The sequence below is a fragment of the uncultured Aquimarina sp. genome (assembly GCF_947492965.1).
Taxonomy (GTDB): Bacteria; Bacteroidota; Bacteroidia; order Flavobacteriales; family Flavobacteriaceae; genus Aquimarina.
The window spans coordinates 644,252-663,836 of the sequence record NZ_CANLOZ010000003.1 but is presented as its reverse complement, the minus strand read 5'-3'; the positions used below and the strand labels follow the sequence as shown (position 1 = coordinate 663,836).

General features: G+C 33.5%; 17 protein-coding genes. 15 read left to right on the top strand and 2 right to left on the bottom strand.

Features of this window, described 5'->3' with window-relative positions; translation table 11 throughout:
- Positions 1-158 precede the first annotated feature (158 nt).
- From Q1B37_RS10930 to Q1B37_RS10880, 11 genes are all read left to right on the top strand, one after another.
- Complete coding sequence (locus Q1B37_RS10930) at positions 159-776, top strand: hypothetical protein (RefSeq protein WP_299898604.1); 618 nt, start codon at positions 159-161, stop codon at positions 774-776.
- Between the two features lie 246 nt (positions 777-1,022).
- Positions 1,023-2,216 carry a histidinol-phosphate transaminase gene (locus tag Q1B37_RS10925; RefSeq protein ID WP_299898601.1) on the top strand — a complete coding sequence of 398 codons (1,194 nt, stop codon included), beginning with the start codon at positions 1,023-1,025 and terminating at the stop codon, positions 2,214-2,216.
- A gap of 4 nt (positions 2,217-2,220) precedes the next feature.
- The gene (locus Q1B37_RS10920) at positions 2,221-3,372 is read left to right on the top strand and encodes a permease (RefSeq protein ID WP_299898599.1); all 1,152 of its coding nucleotides are present in this window, start codon (positions 2,221-2,223) and stop codon (positions 3,370-3,372) included.
- A gap of 322 nt (positions 3,373-3,694) precedes the next feature.
- Positions 3,695-4,432, top strand: coding sequence for a nucleotidyltransferase domain-containing protein (locus tag Q1B37_RS10915; RefSeq protein WP_299898597.1), 738 nt, complete (start codon positions 3,695-3,697; stop codon positions 4,430-4,432).
- A gap of 86 nt (positions 4,433-4,518) precedes the next feature.
- On the top strand, positions 4,519-5,580 hold the full coding sequence (locus Q1B37_RS10910; protein ID WP_299898596.1) for a nucleotidyltransferase domain-containing protein: 1,062 nt from the start codon (positions 4,519-4,521) through the stop codon (positions 5,578-5,580).
- A gap of 13 nt (positions 5,581-5,593) precedes the next feature.
- Positions 5,594-6,010 (top strand): hypothetical protein, encoded by a 417-nt coding sequence (locus tag Q1B37_RS10905; protein WP_299898594.1) that lies wholly within the window; start codon positions 5,594-5,596, stop codon positions 6,008-6,010.
- A gap of 66 nt (positions 6,011-6,076) precedes the next feature.
- Positions 6,077-7,480 carry an RtcB family protein gene (locus tag Q1B37_RS10900; RefSeq protein WP_299898592.1) on the top strand — a complete coding sequence of 468 codons (1,404 nt, stop codon included), beginning with the start codon at positions 6,077-6,079 and terminating at the stop codon, positions 7,478-7,480.
- 151 nt (positions 7,481-7,631) lie between these two features.
- Positions 7,632-7,943, top strand: coding sequence for a hypothetical protein (locus Q1B37_RS10895; protein ID WP_299898591.1), 312 nt, complete (start codon positions 7,632-7,634; stop codon positions 7,941-7,943).
- Positions 7,944-8,064: 121 nt separating this feature from the next.
- Positions 8,065-8,682 carry a hypothetical protein gene (locus tag Q1B37_RS10890; protein ID WP_299898590.1) on the top strand — a complete coding sequence of 206 codons (618 nt, stop codon included), beginning with the start codon at positions 8,065-8,067 and terminating at the stop codon, positions 8,680-8,682.
- Positions 8,683-8,707: 25 nt separating this feature from the next.
- The gene (locus Q1B37_RS10885; protein WP_299898588.1) at positions 8,708-9,370 is read left to right on the top strand and encodes a hypothetical protein; all 663 of its coding nucleotides are present in this window, start codon (positions 8,708-8,710) and stop codon (positions 9,368-9,370) included.
- Positions 9,371-9,437: 67 nt separating this feature from the next.
- Positions 9,438-10,316, top strand: a complete 879-nt coding sequence (locus Q1B37_RS10880) for an aldose 1-epimerase family protein (RefSeq protein WP_299898587.1) — start codon at positions 9,438-9,440, stop codon at positions 10,314-10,316.
- Between the two features lie 71 nt (positions 10,317-10,387).
- Here Q1B37_RS10880 and Q1B37_RS10875 read toward each other — a convergent pair whose 3' ends face one another.
- Positions 10,388-10,816 carry a hypothetical protein gene (locus tag Q1B37_RS10875; protein WP_299898585.1) on the bottom strand — a complete coding sequence of 143 codons (429 nt, stop codon included), beginning with the start codon at positions 10,814-10,816 and terminating at the stop codon, positions 10,388-10,390.
- 161 nt (positions 10,817-10,977) lie between these two features.
- Positions 10,978-12,111 (bottom strand): DUF6569 family protein, encoded by a 1,134-nt coding sequence (locus Q1B37_RS10870; protein WP_299898583.1) that lies wholly within the window; start codon positions 12,109-12,111, stop codon positions 10,978-10,980.
- A 200-nt stretch (positions 12,112-12,311) separates the two neighbouring features.
- Here Q1B37_RS10870 and Q1B37_RS10865 point away from each other — a divergent pair, with 200 nt between their 5' ends.
- The 4 genes from Q1B37_RS10865 (at position 12,312) to Q1B37_RS10850 (ending at position 19,466) form a co-directional block, all read left to right on the top strand.
- Positions 12,312-13,001: a DUF2064 domain-containing protein gene (locus tag Q1B37_RS10865; RefSeq protein ID WP_299898581.1), complete on the top strand. Its 690-nt coding sequence runs from the start codon at positions 12,312-12,314 to the stop codon at positions 12,999-13,001.
- Positions 13,002-13,205: 204 nt separating this feature from the next.
- Complete coding sequence (locus tag Q1B37_RS10860; RefSeq protein WP_299898579.1) at positions 13,206-16,340, top strand: carboxypeptidase regulatory-like domain-containing protein; 3,135 nt, start codon at positions 13,206-13,208, stop codon at positions 16,338-16,340.
- A gap of 1,060 nt (positions 16,341-17,400) precedes the next feature.
- The gene (locus tag Q1B37_RS10855; RefSeq protein ID WP_299898577.1) at positions 17,401-18,090 is read left to right on the top strand and encodes a hypothetical protein; all 690 of its coding nucleotides are present in this window, start codon (positions 17,401-17,403) and stop codon (positions 18,088-18,090) included.
- On the top strand, positions 18,075-19,466 hold the full coding sequence (locus tag Q1B37_RS10850; RefSeq protein WP_299898576.1) for an RtcB family protein: 1,392 nt from the start codon (positions 18,075-18,077) through the stop codon (positions 19,464-19,466). Before Q1B37_RS10855 ends, Q1B37_RS10850 begins: the two co-directional genes overlap by 16 nt.
- Positions 19,467-19,585: the final 119 nt, after the last annotated feature.

Here is a 19,585-nt window from a genome sequence, read left to right as displayed (position 1 = left end):
GCATTTACTTACATAAACAGGCTTGTCGACCAAAACCCTAAAAAAAAAGTAAAAAAAATTACATTTATCTTCAAAGTACTGGTTTTACTCGTCAAAACGCGATATATTTTATTTAAATTTATCACCTAATTTATCTGAATAACATCAACCTAATCAACATGAAAAAAGCTTTAGCTCTTATTGTAATTACCATCTGTATACTATCATGTAAAAATGAAGGAAAGAAAGAATATTCTGATGAGAAAACATCCGAAACTTCGAAGGAGGAAATAAGTACAAATAACACCCCTTCTACTACTGCTGAATTATCTAATTTGGATTTTGCTAAAGAAGTGGAAAACTTTATTACCTGTAAAAAAACTGCTACCGAAAGGAATGATTGTAGAAATAGTATTACTAAAACTATTACCAAAGCTTTTGATCTCACCGAATTTAGTGACCCAAAACTTGGGTATGTCATATATGATAGTATCCGTCCCATTGTAGAAGATTCCAAAAAGTGGTTACAACTTGGATCCATAAGCCAAGAAAGCATCGATCAAGCATTGGCACATACCAATAGAGGAGGTTTGTCTTTAATCATTGATACTGCAGAAACCTATGGCCATGTAGTAATGATTGTTCCTGGTGATGCTAAAAAATCTGGATCTTGGGATATGAAACTACCAAATGTTCTTTCCCTGTCTAATTATAAACCTGAAAGTTCTTTTAGCAACAAATCACTCTCTTATGCCATGAGAAAAAGTGATGACTTAAAAATCTATGTAAGACAATAGAGTTAAAAGTCACATTTGGATTACTAGAAAATTTAATGATATTGTAAAATAGGCTTCTTTTTTTTGAAGTAAATCTATTTTTACAGTTAATTTTTTGCACACTATTTCCCCATTCATTTCTCAATCATAATTTAAGTTAATTTTTATAAAACCTTAAAAACAACACCTTGATTTTTAATGGTTTAAAACCTGTTTTATCCATAGATATTAGTAATTTGAAATCCGAAACTTTATAAAAAAGGCGTGATGACAAACACACACATCAACAGACGAGAATGGTTAAAAAAAGGAGTATTAACTTTGGGATCTATAGCTCTTATTCCTTCAGACATTTGGGCAAAAACAGTTATCGAAGCTCAAAGGCATAATCAGAAGTTTTTATATCAGAATTCGTTGTTTGATGAGTTTACGCCACCAGAACTCCCTGATTTAAGTACCGTAAAAGCGCGCTTAATCTGGAATGAAAACCCTTATGGGCCTTCAAAAAAAGCTGCAAAAGCTTTTCAAGAACGTGTTTTTGATGGCAATCACTATTCTTGGAAAGCTTTGTACCAGCTGATAGAAAAAATTGCTACTAAAGAACAGGTAAAACCTAGTCAGATAATGATGGGGCCTGGTTCTTCGGATCTATTAGAAAAAACCGCATTGGTTTTATTCCAAGAAAAAGGAGGAAATGTGGTAAGCGCAGATCCTAGCTATATGTCTTTAGTCCATGTAGCAAAAGCATGTGGTGGTAACTGGAAGTCTATTAAATTGACTAAAGATTATCAACATGATCTGGATGCCATGGAAGCGGCAATCGATGAACAAACTAAGTTAGTTTATATTACTAATCCTAATAATCCTACTGCTACTATTACCGATGCCAAAAAACTAAAGGATTTCTGCGCTCGAGTATCAGAAAAGGTTCCAGTGTTTATAGATGAAGCCTATATAGAACTTAGTGATGCTGGCCATAAAAACAGTATGGTATCACTCGTGGCGGAAGGCAAAAATGTGATGGTTGCCAGAACCTTTTCCAAAATTCATGGGATGGCAGGGTTACGAATTGGATATATGATGGCTTCTGAACCATTATTAGAAAAAATTCAAAAAATTACCAGAGGTGGAATGGGAATTACCGGACCCACCATTGCTGCAGCAAGTGCAAGTATGGATGATACCGAGTTTCTGGATTCTTGTAAGCAAAAAATTGCAGAAGGAAGAACCTACACTACCAATTTCTTAAAAGATATGGGAATTGAATGCATGCCTTCGCAAACTAATTTTTTGATGTTTCCTATCCAACTGGATGGAAATGAATTTTTAGAAAAAATATATGCTGAAAAAGTGGTTGCCAGAGCATTTCGATTCTGGGATCAAAATTGGTGTAGAGTAAGTATAGGTACTATGGAGGAAATGAAAATCTTTACAAAAACAATCTCCCAAATCTTTGCATAATTCTATGGAAACCACCATTCAAAAAACCATTGTATTTGGGGTTTTTATACTTATCGGATTTTTGTTAAAACGCAAATTCACCTCTAAAGCGGAAACGCAAGGATTGAAAAAGATAATTCTAAACCTTGCGCTTCCTGCAACTATTTTTATAGCATTAATGGGAGTGAAAATTGACCAAAATCTATTAACACTTCCTTTTATCGCATTACTAATCAATGGTCTTTTATTTTGGATGTTCCCTTTTGTATTACCCATGGTAGGTTTCAAAAAAAATACTCCAGAATATAGAACGTTACGATTGCTACTACCTTCGTTGGCTCCAGGATTATCTTGCTTTCCCTTTATTGCAGAACTCTTGGGCCCTAACTATCTCGCCAAAGCAGCCATGGCAGATCTAGGAAACAAGGTATTTGTTTTGATCATTTTGTACTGTGTGGCCATGCACTGGTATATGAAATTATCAAACAACACAAATCAAAAACAGAACAGAAAATTAAAATCACTAATTACAACCCTTCTATCTGAACCCGTAACAGTATTGATATTACTAGCGATCGGATTACTGTCTTTTGGGTTATCTTTTCAGAATTTACCCAATATGGTTCAGGATGTATTACAGAAATTAAGCCTGTTGATGACTCCACTAGTAATGATTTTTATAGGTTTATCCGTAAAAATTAGGAAAGATCAGTTTATAAAAATAGTATCTGTTCTGATATTGCGGACAGGAGTAGTATTATTAATTTCAGCTGGAATTATTGGACTAATGGGAATTACGATACGAGAAGAAATCTTATGGTTGATTTCCTTTTCCTTAAGTGCATGTAGTTTTTGGCCTTATGCGCATATTGCGGGTATTGGAGAAAAGGAGAAACAGGAATACGGCAGTGAAAAAACATTTCACAATGGATTAGCCATAAATGTACTGGCCATATCGTTTCCATTATCAACTGTAATGATTATGGGTATCATGCTAAATCCATCACTTGTTGGAGACCCTTATCGCATAACCTTATTAGCTATTGGCTGTATAGGTATTGGAGTGATACTCACTTTTTGGGTACGCTATCAAGAAATTAAAGATGTTGCTAAACGAACCACAACCATTGGTCCAAAGCAAAATATTTGGATGACGAGACAAGCTTCTAAAAATTAACAATACCCTTCCTTAAAAAAATAGATTTTTTTCTATTAAAATTATATTACGCAAAATCACTGCGTAATACAACTTCATCTTTGCCTTGTTATAAATCAAAACTCTCTTTAGCATAAAAGGAAGTGCTGCGGAAAAAGACCTTTTACGTAACCGTGGAGTGATTGGATAATGTCGTTAGTGGCGCGCCCGCTAATGAATAGGTTTTGCAGAAGCACCGAAATACACAGGATGTAAAATAGGGAAGCGCATTTAGAGCCAATCTGTTCGCTTTGGCGAAAGTCTCAGTTCGAATCTGGGAAGAGAGACAAAAAAACATATAAAGATGAAAACAAGATTAGAAAACATAGAAAAAGAGCGCGGTGTACATATACCGTTTGCCTGTGAATCTGGAAGTAGAGCTTGGGGTTTTGCTTCACCAGATAGTGATTATGACGTACGTTTCCTATACACAAAACCATTAGATTGGTATCTGTCTGTATCTGAGAAAAAAGATACAATAGACATCATGGACGGTGATTTTGATGCTGTTGGTTGGGAATTACGTAAAAGTTTACAACTACTTAAAAAATCTAATGTACCAGCAACAGAGCATTTATTTTCACCTATCATTTATATAGGAGAAAATGAACTTCTTACTGAACTTAGAGAGATCGCATCAGAATGCTTCTCTCCTATAGCTAGTATGTTTCATTATCTAAGCATGAGTAAAAAATATGAAGAAAAGCTGGCTACAGAAACGATCAAATTAAAGAGTTTATTCTATGCCCTAAGAACTTCAATGGCTGGTAAATGGATTTTAGAATACAAAACCATACCTCCAGTAGTTTTTAATGAAATGCTATCTTTAGCTCCTAAAGACGTAGTTGAGGAAATCTTAGATTTAATGGACATCAAAGCCAAAGAAGATGAAAGTTATACGCACCTAAGAAATGAAAAAGTCATAGCTTTTATCTCCGAAACGATAGAGACGAATGATCGATTTGCAAAATCTCTTCCTTCGGGAAAACCAGATCATGAAAGAATAGATGCTTTCTTATTTAAAAGTATCACTTCAAATTAATTTAATGAATATGTCAGACCAAGCTTATCGAAGTCCAATAATACTTCGGTAAGTTTAGTGTGACCTCTAAAAAAATATTATAATACATGAAAACTATAGAAGAATTAAAAGCATCAAGCACTATTATATTTGAATGTATTAGTGGAAGTCGTGCTTATGGTTTGGATACTGCAACTTCTGACACAGATATTAGAGGAGTTTTCATTCTTCCAAAAGAGCAATTCTACTCTTTAGAATATATTGGACAAATCAATAATGAAACAAATGATATTGTGTATTACGAGCTTAGAAAGTTTATCGAATTACTATCTAAAAATAATCCAAACATTTTAGAGCTATTGAATGTTCCATCTGAGTGTATTTTACAAAAGCATCCTGTTTTTGATCAACTCAAAATGGAATATTTTGTATCTAAATTATGCAAGGATACCTTTGCTAACTATGCCTATACTCAAATCAAAAAAGCCAGAGGATTGAATAAAAAAATTGTCAACCCTGTTGAGAAAGAACGGAAAACAGTATTAGATTTTTGTTATGTAAGATCAGAAAAGCAATCTATTCTTGTAAAACATTTTTTGGAGTTAAAAGAATTAAATGCAACAAATTGTGCATTGGTAAAAATCCCTCATATGAAGGATTGTTACAACTTGTTTCACGGAATAGAAATGGGGTATCAGGGAATAGCCAGAGAAAATGCAAATGAAGTATGTCTTAGTTCTGTACCAAAAGAAGCGTTACCTATCGGAATGTTATATTTTAATAAAGATGGATACTCTTCTTACTGCAAAAAGTATAAGGAATATTGGAGTTGGGTAGAAAAACGTAATGAAGACAGATATAAAAACAACGTTGCTCATGGAAAGAATTATGATACCAAAAATATGATGCATACCTTTAGATTACTTCATATGGCAGAAGAAATTGCAAAAGAAGGAATGATCAATGTTAAAAGATCGGATCGAGAGTATTTATTACGAATCAAAAATGGAGATTTTGAGTATGATGATTTAGTGAGAAAAGCTTCAGAAATTAAAGATGAGTTAGAAGCTTTTTATGATGAATCTAATTTACCTGAAAAACCAAATCTTACTCAGGTAAATGGACTATTAGTGAATATGAGAGATAAATTTTATTCACTAAAGCAATAAATTTAATTTCAAAATGGAACTAAAAGAGGAATTTGTAAGATATCCCAGTGGCCTTTCCGAAGAAAAACTTGCTAAAAGATTTGGTTTATATTGGGATAACGACACGGAAGATTGGGAATTTGTTGTTTCAGATTTCGGTAGAATCTCAGATTTTCTTAAAGTATACCAACAAGAGCTTTTAGATGATGATGATAAGTTTACTTTGATGGGATTAATTGTTTCCTCTTTTGATGATGGAATTTCTAATTTTGATCAAGAAACTGCCAAATATTGGAATATATGTAGTAATATATTAGAAACAGAATGCTATTTACATTATTCTATAATGCATTATTGGAGTTTGTTAGATGAAAAAGATGATCAAAATGTATTTGATATAACTCCATATATGCGAAAGATCTGGAATACAGTAAAAACAAAATTTATATAAATTATTTCAATACGCAAAACTATTGCGCAATACTATCTCATCTTTGCTTCATTAATTAAAAAACAGATGAAAAATAAAGTAAACATTACAGGAAAAACATTAATCGATTTAGGTTTTAGATCTGGAAAGTGGTTTCCAGAAGCCATCGAATATATCAATGCAAATCAGCTGGAAGATGAAGCGATGTTTGCCTATTTAGAACAATACAAACTACCTCCTTTACAAGAATTACATATAGATGCAGTGGATTTTAACATCAATATCAAAGCAGAGAATGAACAAGAAGAAGACAATGTTACTGCGGTGTTAGATTCTATGAAAATATTAATGAAAACACCAACGGTTATAGACGGTGCAGTGATGCCAGATGCTTGCCCTGCAGGTCCTAGCGGAACCATTCCGGTTGGTGGTGTTGTGGTTGCTAAAAATGCAATTCATCCAGGAATGCATAGTGCCGATATTTGTTGTTCGGTGATGTTAACAGATTTTGGTAAGACAGATCCTAAAAAAGTATTGGATGCTGCACACGCAAGCACGCATTTTGGACCTGGTGGAAGACCAAGAGGAAAACAATACCAGTTACCAGATGAATTACTAGCTGAGTTTAAAAACAACTTCTTTCTAAACGAAGATAAAGACATCAGCATGGCGAGAGAACATCTGGGAACACAAGGCGATGGAAATCATTTCTTATTTATTGGTACTTCTTCTAAAACGGGCAATACAATGATGATTACACATCACGGATCCAGAGGTGTGGGTGCTCGATTGTATAAAAAAGGAATGCACGTTGCGAATAAATTTAGAAGAGATATTTCTCCAGATACTTTGAAGCAAAATGCATGGATTCCATTTGATACCGAAGAAGGAAAAAGCTATTGGTCTGCTTTGCAAACGATTAGAAAATGGACAAAACTAAATCATGAGGTGATTCATGATGCTACGTTAAAATCTTTAGGTATGAAAGCTGAAAACAGATTCTGGAACGAACATAACTTTGTCTTTAAAGATGGAGATTTGTTTTACCATGCCAAAGGCGCTACTCCGCTTGATGCTAAGTTTATGCCAGATATTACAGGACCAAGATTGATTCCATTAAATATGGCAGAACCTGTATTGATTGTGGAAGGAACCACAACAGATACAAATCTTGGATTTGCTCCGCATGGTGCTGGTAGAAATTTAAGTAGAACGCAGCATAAAAGAAATAAAGAAGGACAAACGAGAGAAGAAATCTTTGAAATCGAAACGGCTGGACTAGACGTTCGTTTTTTCTCTAATGAGATCGATATTTCTGAATTGCCGAGTGCTTACAAAAATGCCAAAGCCGTGAGAAACCAGATGGACGAATTCGGACTAGGGCAAGTAATCGATGAGGTGATGCCTTATGGATGTATCATGGCCGGAGATTTCCAGATCAATGCTCCATGGAGAAAGAAAAGAAGAAAGAAACAAGGGAAAAATGAATGATGTAGTAAACAGTATTTTGGATTTTTTCAAAATAATTTTAGTAATACCGATCATTATAATCATAATGTTATTACTAATACCATTAGCTATAGTGTTCTTTGTGTATTTAATCTTTAGGAGTTTAACAAACCATATAAAATTAAAAGTTTACTTGAAAAAATATGATGGACAGATCTATCTAATTTATGCAGATTATAATAATCTTGATCTATCTAAAGTCACTCAAGATCTTGATGGTTTAAAACATATAAAAGTCAATAATAATCGTGTTAAAGGATTATTAGAAAGACGCTTAATCAAAGGACTTCAAAACAAAAGTTATCCAAGATTAGTGAAAATCGATAATGGAAAAGTAATACATAAAGAGCACTATAATTCTTTCAAAAGTCTAGTGAAACGAAACAACGATCTAGACAGTTTTTATGATCTTTTAGTGAGATCTTTTAACAATCTGAAGAAATAAAAAATGGCAACAAAAAAGGAACTCTGTATTAAGTTTCGGCTTATCAAAAGTTTGTTGTAAAATTTTAAAGATAAGACCTGTCAGGTTTTAAAAACCTGACAGGTCTATAAAAGAAAAAAAATTGGAAATAAAAGAGCTTGAACTAACCATATCCGAAGTACTTGTAGACAAGATTACAATTGATGAATTTGAAAGTATCATCTATCAAGACTTTTATGTTGATCAAATAAAATCCAACAATTTTATTAAAAATGTAATAACCATTAATTACAGGAATAAGAACTGGAAAAAAGAACTAGAAGATCTAATTCGTCAATCCTGGGATACTAAAAAATACTTGGGTTATTCGATTAGAAATTATTGCTTAAAATTAATTGAAACTGATAACCCCGATATAATATTTAATTTTGTTAACAAGATAGCAGAGTTGAATATAAAATATGATTATGAATATAAAACCTTAATGCAATTTTATCTTTTCAGCAATGAATTAGGATTGATTGAATCAGGATATGGTTCTTATTCAGTTGAGAAGCTTATTAAATACATAAAAACGTATGCTAAAAAATACATCAATACTTATAGTTTTGATATCGATACTGATCTGCTTTTAAACCTTGAGCAAGATTTTGATAAAACTTATAAAAAAAACAGGAAAGTAATTGAACACAATACTGCATCTCATAAATTAAATAAGACTAAAACTGATAAAAAATGGTTTCAATTTTGGAAAAAATAAGTCAAAAAAAAACCTAATTAATACGATGTATTTATATCCTATCTTACAAAACAGCATACCTTTCCTTTCAGAATCCTGGAAGAAAACGTATGCTGCTTTTTTCGAAGAAGAACATTTACAGGTTTTCGCAAATACACTTCAGAAATGGCACAAGTATGGTGTGCCTGACACATTACCACTTCCTCATTTCGAAGAAGAAACCACTCCTCCACTATCCCAAGCATTCGAAAATTTTAAAACGATTGTTTCCAAAAAAGATGCGACTCCCCAAGATTGGGCAACAACAATCGAAAATACTCCTTTCGAGTATCTTTTATTGCTAATTGGTCAACGATGCACCTCAGCCACATTACAAAATTCAGCAGCGATTCCACCAGTAAAAGAAACATTATTAGCTAGTTGTTTCACTCCTTTTAATCATCAAATCTGTATAGCTACCAGAGCTTGGGAAAAACATATCGGAAGATCCGATGACAATTTCTGGGGAACGATGAAAGGAAATCCAGCTCAAAAAGAAGAACAAGTAAAAAACCGAATTCTGGAGATCATAGAAAATAAAACCTGGTGGAATATCTTTTACCATTATCAACACGAATATGTATATGAAATCCGAGTTGCTAGTGGTCATGGCATCCGATGGAATCATAAAGGAACAAAACTTATTGGGTTCTTAGAACCTTTTTTATAGACAAGTAATTTATAGAAGTTGGTTTACTTACCTTTGTAAAAACCAAGTGCCAGCTTAAAACTATTGTATGATTTTTACCATCCAGAATGACCGACTAACCGTTTCTATCAATTCTGTTGGAGCAGAACTCTCTAGTATCATTACTAAAAAAGATAACAAAGAATACCTATGGCAAGGAGATCCAACTATTTGGGCCAGTCAAGCTCCTGTGTTGTTCCCAATTGTAGGCGGATTAAAGAATGGAACGTATCATTATCAAGATCAACAATACAGGTTGCCCAAGCATGGTTTTATTAGATATAATGAAGCCATAAAGGGAATTCAAAACTCGGAAACTAAAGTATCATTTACACTATCCTCATCAGAAGAAACTTTAGTAAAATATCCTTTTCAATTTACATTTACTATTAGTTATGAACTTGCAGAGAATCAATTGATCGTTTCGCATACCATAGAAAATACAGACACAAAAACTATGTACTTTTCTATTGGTGGTCATCCAGCATTTAACTGCCCTATAAATCATTCAGAAAACTACGAGGATTACTTTATCGAATTAGAACAAACTAAAAATACAGATTGCTTTGTGCTTACCTCTGATGGATTAATTAGCGATGAAACGATATCTGTGGTTAAAGACCATAAAATCTGGCTTACCGATACTATTTTTGATAAGGATGCGCTGATTTTTAAGGATATTCAAGCAAATAAAGCTACGCTTATTCATAAAGAAAAAGGAGCTATACTTTCTATGGATTTTAAAGATTTCCCAGATCTTGGTATCTGGGCAAAACCTAAAGCTCCTTATGTATGTATCGAACCTTGGTTAGGATATGCTGATGTAATTTCTACAACGCAAAACATTATCGAAAAAGAAGGTATTCAGCACTTAGAAAGAGAACACATACATCGTAGTTCTTATAGCATCACTATCACCAACGCTTGATTATACAATTTTACTAATCTTCAGCACAATCTGTCATAGACAGACTACTCCGAATGATGTCTTTTTTCACTCTAATATTCGTATGAGACGCTTTCATCAAAATTAGCAACATTTAATATCAATTGGTTCCCTTCTACCTGTAGATTAGAAATATCAAAATCTAACTCTTGTGTAATAAAAGCTAAACAAGCTTCTTCATTTCTTAAAGACAATCTTAGATTTCTTTGTGGTGGATCAGATTCTAAAACAATACCAGAATCTATTAAATTTAGTTGCCAGGTATCTCCATCACAACCAGATGCTCCAAAATTAATTTTCAAACAATTGTCTGTTATAGATATACTATTAATCGAAACCGGATCAGAAGGTCCATTTTCAAATTCCGTAGCACTGATCAAGGTTGTCATATCACAGTTAGTAGGAGTTATATTGTTATCATCATCGTTAGAACAACTCAAGATTGTAATTATAATTAGTAATAGAAGTAAAATACGTTGCATGAGTAAGGATTTATGTTTTTCTATAGATGAAATTTTATCCAAATGGTTGCGATGAATTTTGTAAAAGTTTCATTTTGACTATTGCTTTAACATAATTTCAAACCATCTTCTCCAAATAAAACGCTTCTTATTAAATCAGCATAATAAGTACTTATCAAAAATTAACGGTGACGCTGTTGCACCCTCATATTAGGAAGGCTTTTGTTTTTATACTCAGATACCATTGTTTTTTCGTTTTTCATATAACTTTTATGAACCCATCTTTTCTCATCCATATCTTCTGTGATAAAAACAATATTCCCTATTTTATCCTCTACTGTTTTAAAATTAGTTGTCTTGTTGATATTTTTAACAACCTCATTACTTTGATTTTTAACTGCATTCATAAAAGTTTGAACATCTACTTTTGTGCAAGATGCTAGATCAGCATCTTTTTGTTCGCTAATAGCCTCAACAATAACAGATTCTAATATTTTACCCCACAAACTTTTAAAAAGCTTATGATTATTATAGAGCTCTACTCCGTAAACTTCTCCATTAATTGCGTAGGCATATCCCATAGCATTATTCATATCTATAAGATCTTTAAGTTTATTGTAGTATTCTTCTTTTGCTGTAGCTAATTCTTTGCTCTCTAATGCTAACTGTAAGCTTGTTTGCGATTCTTCATTAGCTACATTTATTGCTTTTCCATTTTTTCTAGAAAGGTTCTTGTTTAAACGATCTTGCTGTTCTGATACTTTCCCCCATACCATACTTTGGTTTTTTTCATGCCTTGCTGCCAGCTTTAATTCTCTAGATGATAACATTTTTGTATTGGAACCAAAAGAAGAAAGTGTTTCATTACCGCGTTGCCTCCATCTACCTTGTTCTACACAAAAACTTTGTAATGCCACATCCTTAGAGTTTGGTGGAATAATTACGTCATAACTAATGGTTCGATCTTGTTTTCCTCCTTTTACGATATCTCCTGAGTGAATAAATATATAATCATCACTGTTATTATCTAGTAATAATTGATTTACACTTCCCGTTTCTTTTACCATCACTTCTTTAGTATCCATTGCTTCGGATAATGTCTTGTAAACATTACCTGATATTTTTTCATTCCCTGTAATCATAAATAACGTAAGGTTCTGAACGGTTGTTCCTTCACCAATTCTAATTTGATCTGTCACTTGTTCATTACCAGAATTATCTATGGTCTTTTGGTCTTGCGAGACTTCAACCGCAGTGAAACCAAATAATAGAATACAAATACTAAAAACTGATACAATAATTGAGTATGCTTTCATAAGTGTTTTTATTCAAAAGTATCTGCTAAGAGATTAACCTTCAATATCAATCGAGGGAGAAGATCTTTTCATTTAGGGAATCATTTGTATGGTTGAGGGAACTTTGTAGAAAATCCATAATAAAAAAACCTATTTCTTTTGTAAGCTTTATTTCTTTATCTTGACTAAGGACGCCAACAACTATCTTAAAACACTTTTTTTTGATTTATAAAAAAAGAAATATTGCAATTCTGATTTTTGCACTTTCGCAAGAAGAAGAAATGAAGAGAAAGCCTTTTCTGGCAAATAACTCCATCCAAACAGATCTTACCTCACAAACCATTGCTGTAGCTAAGAAAACAGGATTAGATTATTTCCTTTACAACGAAAATCAACAATTTGGAACTAGTTTTGGAGAACGCTTTTCGAATGCGATTGAAGATATTTATAAAAAAGGGTATGATGCGGTAATTACTTTAGGAAATGATACTCCTAATTTGGGGAAAGCACATTTACTAAAGGCAGTTGAAACCTTAGAAAGCGGACAATCTGCCATCGGTCCTTCTTTTGATGGAGGTTTCTACCTTCTAGGAATTCATAAAGAATCCTTTGATAAAACAGAATTTACCAAGCTTTCCTGGAATACCTCTGAAGTAAGAAAAGATCTATATAGCTATTTGGATTCCAAAAACAAATCCTTTTATCAACTAGATTTTTTATATGATCTTGATCACTTTTCGGATGTTTTAAATATATACAAAACGCTACCGTTTTTATTAAAAGAATTACGAAGAATATTACAAAGCTTACTTCAAAAAGAAGAAAAAGTAATTCGTACAACACAACTTCTCGTATCCTCAATAATTTTAGGAGCACATTTTAACAAAGGCTCTCCTTATCTCTCCACATAGTACATAAAGGATACAATCCTATATCAAGTACGTTTCTTCATATTCAGTTAAAAACCAATCATATTTTCCTAAGATCAATATGGTGTACAAGTGTGTTTAGATTCTTTTTAGATGTCTTGTATCCATATACTCTTTAGAGATAAATAGCAAGCTCAAGTATATTTTCATGTATGAAATGAGCTATAAAACAATACACATAGACGAATGAAATTCTTTTTTAAAGTTCTTTTTATTAGTATTATATCAAATACAGTTGTTTCTCAGGAAACTACTGGAACACTTCAAGGTACACTTACCGATACTAAAAACAACCCTATACCTTTTGCAACAGTGCAATGTATTGATGTTGCAACCAATTACAAATACGGAACGATTTCTGAAGAAAATGGCTTTTATAATATTACCAACCTATCACCTTCTAATACTTATCGCATACAAATCTCATTTGTAGGGTTTCAAACAATTGTTGAAGAAAATGTTACGATTCAACTGGGAAACACCACCATCAAAAACTTTGTCATGTCAGAAGACAGTGTGTCCTTAGAAACAGTAGTCATCACTGGTTCATCTAAAAATCAAAAAAATGGTAATGAAACTTTGCTTGGAAAACGAGAGCTTAGAACAACTCCAACTATCAATAGAAGCATTCAGGATCTTACCAAAAACCTCACGGAAAACAATCTTAATTCCTTTGGTGGTGCTAGTAATCGTTTTAACAATCTTAATATCGATGGTATCGCCAACAATGATGTGATAGGTTTTCAGGAACCTGCAAGTGGAGCTGCAGGATCTTCTGCCAACGGAACTCCAGGAAGTCTCTCTAGAACACAACCCATCGGATTGGGTGCAGTTAAAGAATTATCGGTAAAACTTACACCATTTGATGTGAGCATTGGAAATTTTAGTGGTGCCAGTATCAATTTGGTAACCAAAAATGGAACAAACACTACCAAAGCAGAGGTTTATGGATATGGAAACAATCAAATTCTATTGGGAAATTATGCAGATGGAATCAGACAGGAAAGCTCCAATTTTTATGATGTACAGTTTGGTGGTGGAATTGGTGGTCCTATAATAAAAGATAAATTATTCTATTACATAAATATAGAGCAAGCACTTTCTGATAATCCGGTATTAAATGCTCCTGGAAGTGCTACGTCTAATATCTCATCCGAAGACGTAGAATTAATTGCTGATCGTCTAATCTCAACTTATAATTATGATCCTGGTTCTTTTACAGATGCTTCGATTAAAACTGCAAGTACTAAAATATTTGCACGATTAGATTATAATATATCTGATCAGCATAAACTTACCTTGCGCAATAACTACGTAAACAGTTTTGCAGATAATTTAGAATGGAGTTCATCTATTTTTAATTTTGGAAACCAAGGCTATCGACATAATAGCATTGCCAATAGTTTAGCGTTAGAATTAAAGTCAAATTTCAACAATGGAATCACAAACCAACTGACATTAGGATATAATACAGTAAAAGAAGACCGAGATTTTGACGGTCGCGTATTTCCACATATACAGATTGCTTCTAACTCTAGTAATCGCATATTTGCTGGAACCTATCGAGAAGCTTCCGTGTATAATACTGATTTTTCTACCTTGCAATTAGCCGATAAAATATCATACACTTCGCAAAAACATACTATCACAGCTGGTGGATTGGCTCAATTTCATGACGTGAATTACGGATTTTTATCGGCATGGAACGGACGTTGGGAATATCGCTCTGTGCAAGATTTTCTAGATGATCGCCCAAGTCGCGTGCGAGGTGTCTATAACATCAACAATAATAATTTTGATTTCGTTACCAGTAGACCATCAGCAACCGTATCTGTTATAGAAACTGCATTATACATACAAGATCAATTTAGAATAAACAATCGGTTTTCTGTTACTGCTGGTATTCGACTCGATGCTCAGTTTTTACCAAGTGACTTACCTATCAGCCAAGAAGTCCAAAATACATCAGAATTTAGTCGGTTTGATAATAAAATCTCTAATGCTCCACAGTTTAATCCAAGAATAGGGTTTAATTATGCATTAGATGCTTACAACAACTATAAAGTGCGTGGAGGTACGGGATTATTTTCTGGTAGAATTCCATACTTATGGTTTGCCTATGTAGAATATATTTCGGGAACGGAATACTTTAATATTGATGTACGCCCAACAGATCCAACTCCTCTTACAGAAAATCTAGCAGATTTACGAAGTGTACAACCAAATCTTACCGAAATTAATTTAATTGATAATGACTTTACATTACCTAGAGAATGGAAAACAAACCTAGCTTTTGAAGCTAAATTACGTCATCAATGGACATTGAACCTAGAAGGAACTTATACTGAAATATTAAATGGATTATTTTTTCAATCTATTAATAGAAGAAATGAACTTGGAAATTTTGCGGGTGCCGATAATCGCCCTTACTTTTTGCAAACGGGCGAGGACATCAAAATCAACCCTAATTTCACCAACGTATTTTTACTAACCAATACAGATAAAGGGTATCGTTATAATATTACCGCAAACATTACTAAAACCATAGGAAATTACAGAGGAAGTGTAGGATATACTTATGGTAAAAGTAAGGATATCTCCAGTACCGTAAGAAGTTCTCCTGCGGCTAATTTTGAATGGAATCAGGCTATTTTTGGGAATGAGCCAGCAATCTCTTTTTCTAATTTCGATTTAAGACATAAAATTATTTCTACACATTCTTATGAAGTGAATTTTGGACAAACAAATTCTTTAGGGGTTTCATTTTTGTATAATGGTCGATCCGGAAGCCCATATTCTTTTGTGTATCAAGGCGATCCTAATCGAGATGGTTCTTCTAGAAATGATCTAGTATATGTACCAAGAAATCAATCTGAAATACAATTGGTAGATATAGTTGACAGTAATGGTATCGTAACTACTTCTGCAAATGAACAGTGGCAGCGATTAAATAGTTATATAGAAAACAATTCTTATTTGAGAAGTAGAAGAGGTAATTATGTAGAGAGAAATGGTGCAAAAACTCCTTGGAATCATGAACTGGATATGAAGTTACAATATGGCAAACAGCTAAAAAATGGACATACGATCTCATTATCACTAGATATGTTGAATGTACTAAACTTCATCAATCGAGATTGGGGGCGTTTAGTTTTCGTTCCTAATGTGGTAAATTCTAGTTTTAGTTTACTCAACTTTGTGGGTATTGAGAATGAACAACCACAATATCAATTTAACGTTGATCCAGATGAGGAGCCTTGGAATATAGACTTACAAAACTCCCGTTGGAGAGCCCAAATAGGACTTACATACAGTTTCTAAAAACGACATAGCTAAATTAATATAAAATGGCGTAAAAGATTTTGGAGATCAAAAGCAAAGTTCGAGACAAAAATTTGAAGCATAGCAGTAGCTACGATGATAATTTTTAACGAAGAAATTTGTTTTTTAGTTCAAAATACTTCTGTTATTTTATGTTGATTTAGCTATACATCTTATTGAGAATTAAAATGAATTAGTGCTCAAATTTGGATTTCTCTTTAAAATAATCCCATATTTGCAGCTGAAGTAAGAACCAAAAAATCAAGTTTAACATCTATGAATCCATTTTCAATACATAAAAAAGGACGCTGTAAAGTCGTTTTCGAATAGAAAGCATAGATAAAAAACTAGAATGATTATATTTCTTTTAAGCGTCCAAAACAAATTGGACGCTTTTTTTATGTTTTTATTCTAAAAAAATTGCAATCAGATACAAAGTTATTTGAACGATAGTAAAAAGATTCTCAGCTGATTAGATATTTGTCGAAAGACAGACAGGATTTTCTTTGCTCAAAAATAATCATAAATACCTAAAAATCAATTAATTAAATTGAAATTTTATTTGCGTAATTAAAAAATAGATTTCATATTTGCACCGCAATAAAGCAATAACAAATGTCGCACTGTCCCGATAGCTATCGGGAGTCGAAGTGTAAAGACAAAAAATTAATAACTATTAATAACCGAAGTATAATGACCTTTAGAGATTTACACACAGATGCACTAAGAGAACAAGGTTCTTTTATGCATATGCTTCGGGACTTCTATAACTCATAAACTGCATACAACAGTTTCTTATAAAGTCCGAAGCCAACAAAAGTTTCGGACTTTTATTTTCATAAAACTTCTTTTTTACTAGACTTTCTAATCTGGGTTGCTTCACCAAGCGTACTCAAGTTTTATAAGAATGTTATTGAAATGTTCCGAACATAAAACATTAAGAACAAACTTTTAAAAATAATTCACATGAAATTTTATAGCCAAAACAGTTAGGATTTCAGGTATCAGAAGATAAGCTGGAATCATTTGTAAAACTATTACAAACGAAACAATATGTTTAATGAGACCGGCACATATCAAAGGCCAAAGGCAAAAAGAAGTTCGAAGCATCAAAAGGAGACAACGCAAAATTTGGGCAGCACAACGAAATCTTGGATATATAAAATTAGAGAAACCTATAAGACATGGATGGTTCAAAGAATCAGTCATTACCAAACAGGTCGAAAAATATAAAAACCAAGAATATATCATTGAACTGCACGAAAAGCTTGTAAAATCCTTTTGGGGAAGAACAAAAGAAGAAGCTGAAAGTAAATGGTACGAGGAAATATCGAGGTATTTAATCCATAAAGATTTACCAACCATTAGCAGAAGATCCTTTAATAAGCTTAGTGATGGCGCACAGCGAATGTGTGTACCGTTTCGATACTATACAAAGGAAAAAAAAGTAAGGCTTCGATTTTATGTAAATCTCCCCAAAGGCAGCTATAAGATCAAATTTACAAGAGCTTATGTAACCCATAGTAAACGGATTGATCCTAAACTAGAAAGTGAAGACGCTTTGTTAGAACAGAAGTTGTTAAAACACGGATACTTCGAAGAAGTACAAAAACAATATAACTGGAAAGATCATTGGCAAACACCAAAACTTAGAAAAGAAAAGCTACAAACGAATAGCAAACTAAGAGATCTTAAAAAATATAATATCCAGGACATTATAAACGAAGAAATATCATGGGAAAGAAATTAAGCGGAAAAGACTTAATCAAATTAGGCTTTCCAAAAAACAATAGTATTAATGTGACATTGGGTCAGATTAATCGATATCAAAAAAGAGTAAAGAAAGAACAAATATTACAAGAAGCAAAAAAAGTATTACTAAATCCAGAAGCATATCAAGGTGACGGGATTTGGGGTAAAATTGCAGAAAGTTTGCTAAAACCTGTTGAGGTAAAAAAGCATGCGTTGAAAACCACGAGAGCTCCATTCCAGATCTATGGTGAGAATGAAATCGAGGATCAAGCAAAATATCAATTGTTTGATGCACTAAAGTTACCGGTTTCGGTTGCTGGAGCATTGATGCCAGATGCACATAGTGGTTATGGTTTACCTATTGGTGGTGTGTTAGCCACCAAAAATGCAGTGATTCCGTATGGAGTTGGAGTAGACATTGGATGTAGAATGTGTTTAACTATTTATCCAATAGCAACTTCTTATCTAAAAGGAAAAAAGCATCAGCTAGAAAACATCCTTTCCGAACATACAAAATTCGGAATGTATGAAACCCATAAAGTAAAGCATGATCACGAGATCTTTGAGCGATCGGAATTTAAAGATATTCCGTTAGTAAAAAGATTAAAAGACAAAGCTTATAAACAATTGGGAACTTCTGGCGGAGGAAATCACTTTGTAGAATTTGGAGCAGTAGATATCTCAGATCCTAATAATCAATGGGGATTAGCAATCGGTTCTTATATAGGTGTGTTATCACATAGTGGTTCCAGAGGACTAGGAGCCAATATTGCAAAGCACTATACCTATTTAGCTACCAAGCAATGTCCATTACCAAAACATGTACAGCAATTAGCATGGTTGGATTTGGATACGCATGATGGACAAGAATATTGGTTAGCAATGAACCTTGCAGGTGACTATGCGCAAGCATGCCATGATAATATTCATGCCAGAATTGGAAAATTATTGGGAGCAAGACCTGTAGCCAAAATTGAGAATCATCACAACTTTGCCTGGAAGCAAGAGGTAAACGGCGAAGAATGTATTGTACATCGAAAAGGAGCTACTCCTGCCGCCAAAGGTGAGTTAGGAATCATTCCTGGATCTATGGTAGCACCAGGGTTTATTGTTCGTGGACTTGGAAATCCAGAGAGCTTGCAGTCTGCTTCTCATGGAGCCGGAAGATTACATTCCAGAAGAAAGTGTAAAGAGAAATTTACCAAAAGTGACATCAAAAAAGAGCTAAAAGCAAATGATGTTACCCTAATTGGTGGAGGAATTGATGAAGCTCCAATGGCGTACAAGGATATTACCAAAGTAATGGCAAACCAGCAAGAGCTTGTAGAAGTTGTAGGAACCTTTACTCCTAAAATTGTACGAATGGATAAGTAAAGTGATTTGGGCGTTACCCCGATGCATACTTTTCGGGGTCAGGCTTTCGCTCATACTCCTTGATTGTTTGCCCTTCGAGGACCTCAGGGCACACAACCTGTGGGGTAACCGCTTTATCC

Bases quoted from the DNA above. Each gene is read 5' to 3' on its own strand.
- Q1B37_RS10930 (WP_299898604.1), top strand. From the start codon at position 159: ATGAAAAAAGCTTTAGCTCTTATTGTAATTACCATCTGTATACTATCA.
- Q1B37_RS10925 (WP_299898601.1), top strand. From the start codon at position 1,023: ATGACAAACACACACATCAACAGACGAGAATGGTTAAAAAAAGGAGTA.
- Q1B37_RS10920 (WP_299898599.1), top strand. From the start codon at position 2,221: ATGGAAACCACCATTCAAAAAACCATTGTATTTGGGGTTTTTATACTT.
- Q1B37_RS10915 (WP_299898597.1), top strand. From the start codon at position 3,695: ATGAAAACAAGATTAGAAAACATAGAAAAAGAGCGCGGTGTACATATA.
- Q1B37_RS10910 (WP_299898596.1), top strand. From the start codon at position 4,519: ATGAAAACTATAGAAGAATTAAAAGCATCAAGCACTATTATATTTGAA.
- Q1B37_RS10905 (WP_299898594.1), top strand. From the start codon at position 5,594: ATGGAACTAAAAGAGGAATTTGTAAGATATCCCAGTGGCCTTTCCGAA.
- Q1B37_RS10900 (WP_299898592.1), top strand. From the start codon at position 6,077: ATGAAAAATAAAGTAAACATTACAGGAAAAACATTAATCGATTTAGGT.
- Q1B37_RS10885 (WP_299898588.1), top strand. From the start codon at position 8,708: ATGTATTTATATCCTATCTTACAAAACAGCATACCTTTCCTTTCAGAA.
- Q1B37_RS10880 (WP_299898587.1), top strand. From the start codon at position 9,438: ATGATTTTTACCATCCAGAATGACCGACTAACCGTTTCTATCAATTCT.
- Q1B37_RS10875 (WP_299898585.1), bottom strand. From the start codon at position 10,816: ATGCAACGTATTTTACTTCTATTACTAATTATAATTACAATCTTGAGT.
- Q1B37_RS10870 (WP_299898583.1), bottom strand. From the start codon at position 12,111: ATGAAAGCATACTCAATTATTGTATCAGTTTTTAGTATTTGTATTCTA.
- Q1B37_RS10860 (WP_299898579.1), top strand. From the start codon at position 13,206: ATGAAATTCTTTTTTAAAGTTCTTTTTATTAGTATTATATCAAATACA.
- Q1B37_RS10855 (WP_299898577.1), top strand. From the start codon at position 17,401: ATGAGACCGGCACATATCAAAGGCCAAAGGCAAAAAGAAGTTCGAAGC.
- Q1B37_RS10850 (WP_299898576.1), top strand. From the start codon at position 18,075: ATGGGAAAGAAATTAAGCGGAAAAGACTTAATCAAATTAGGCTTTCCA.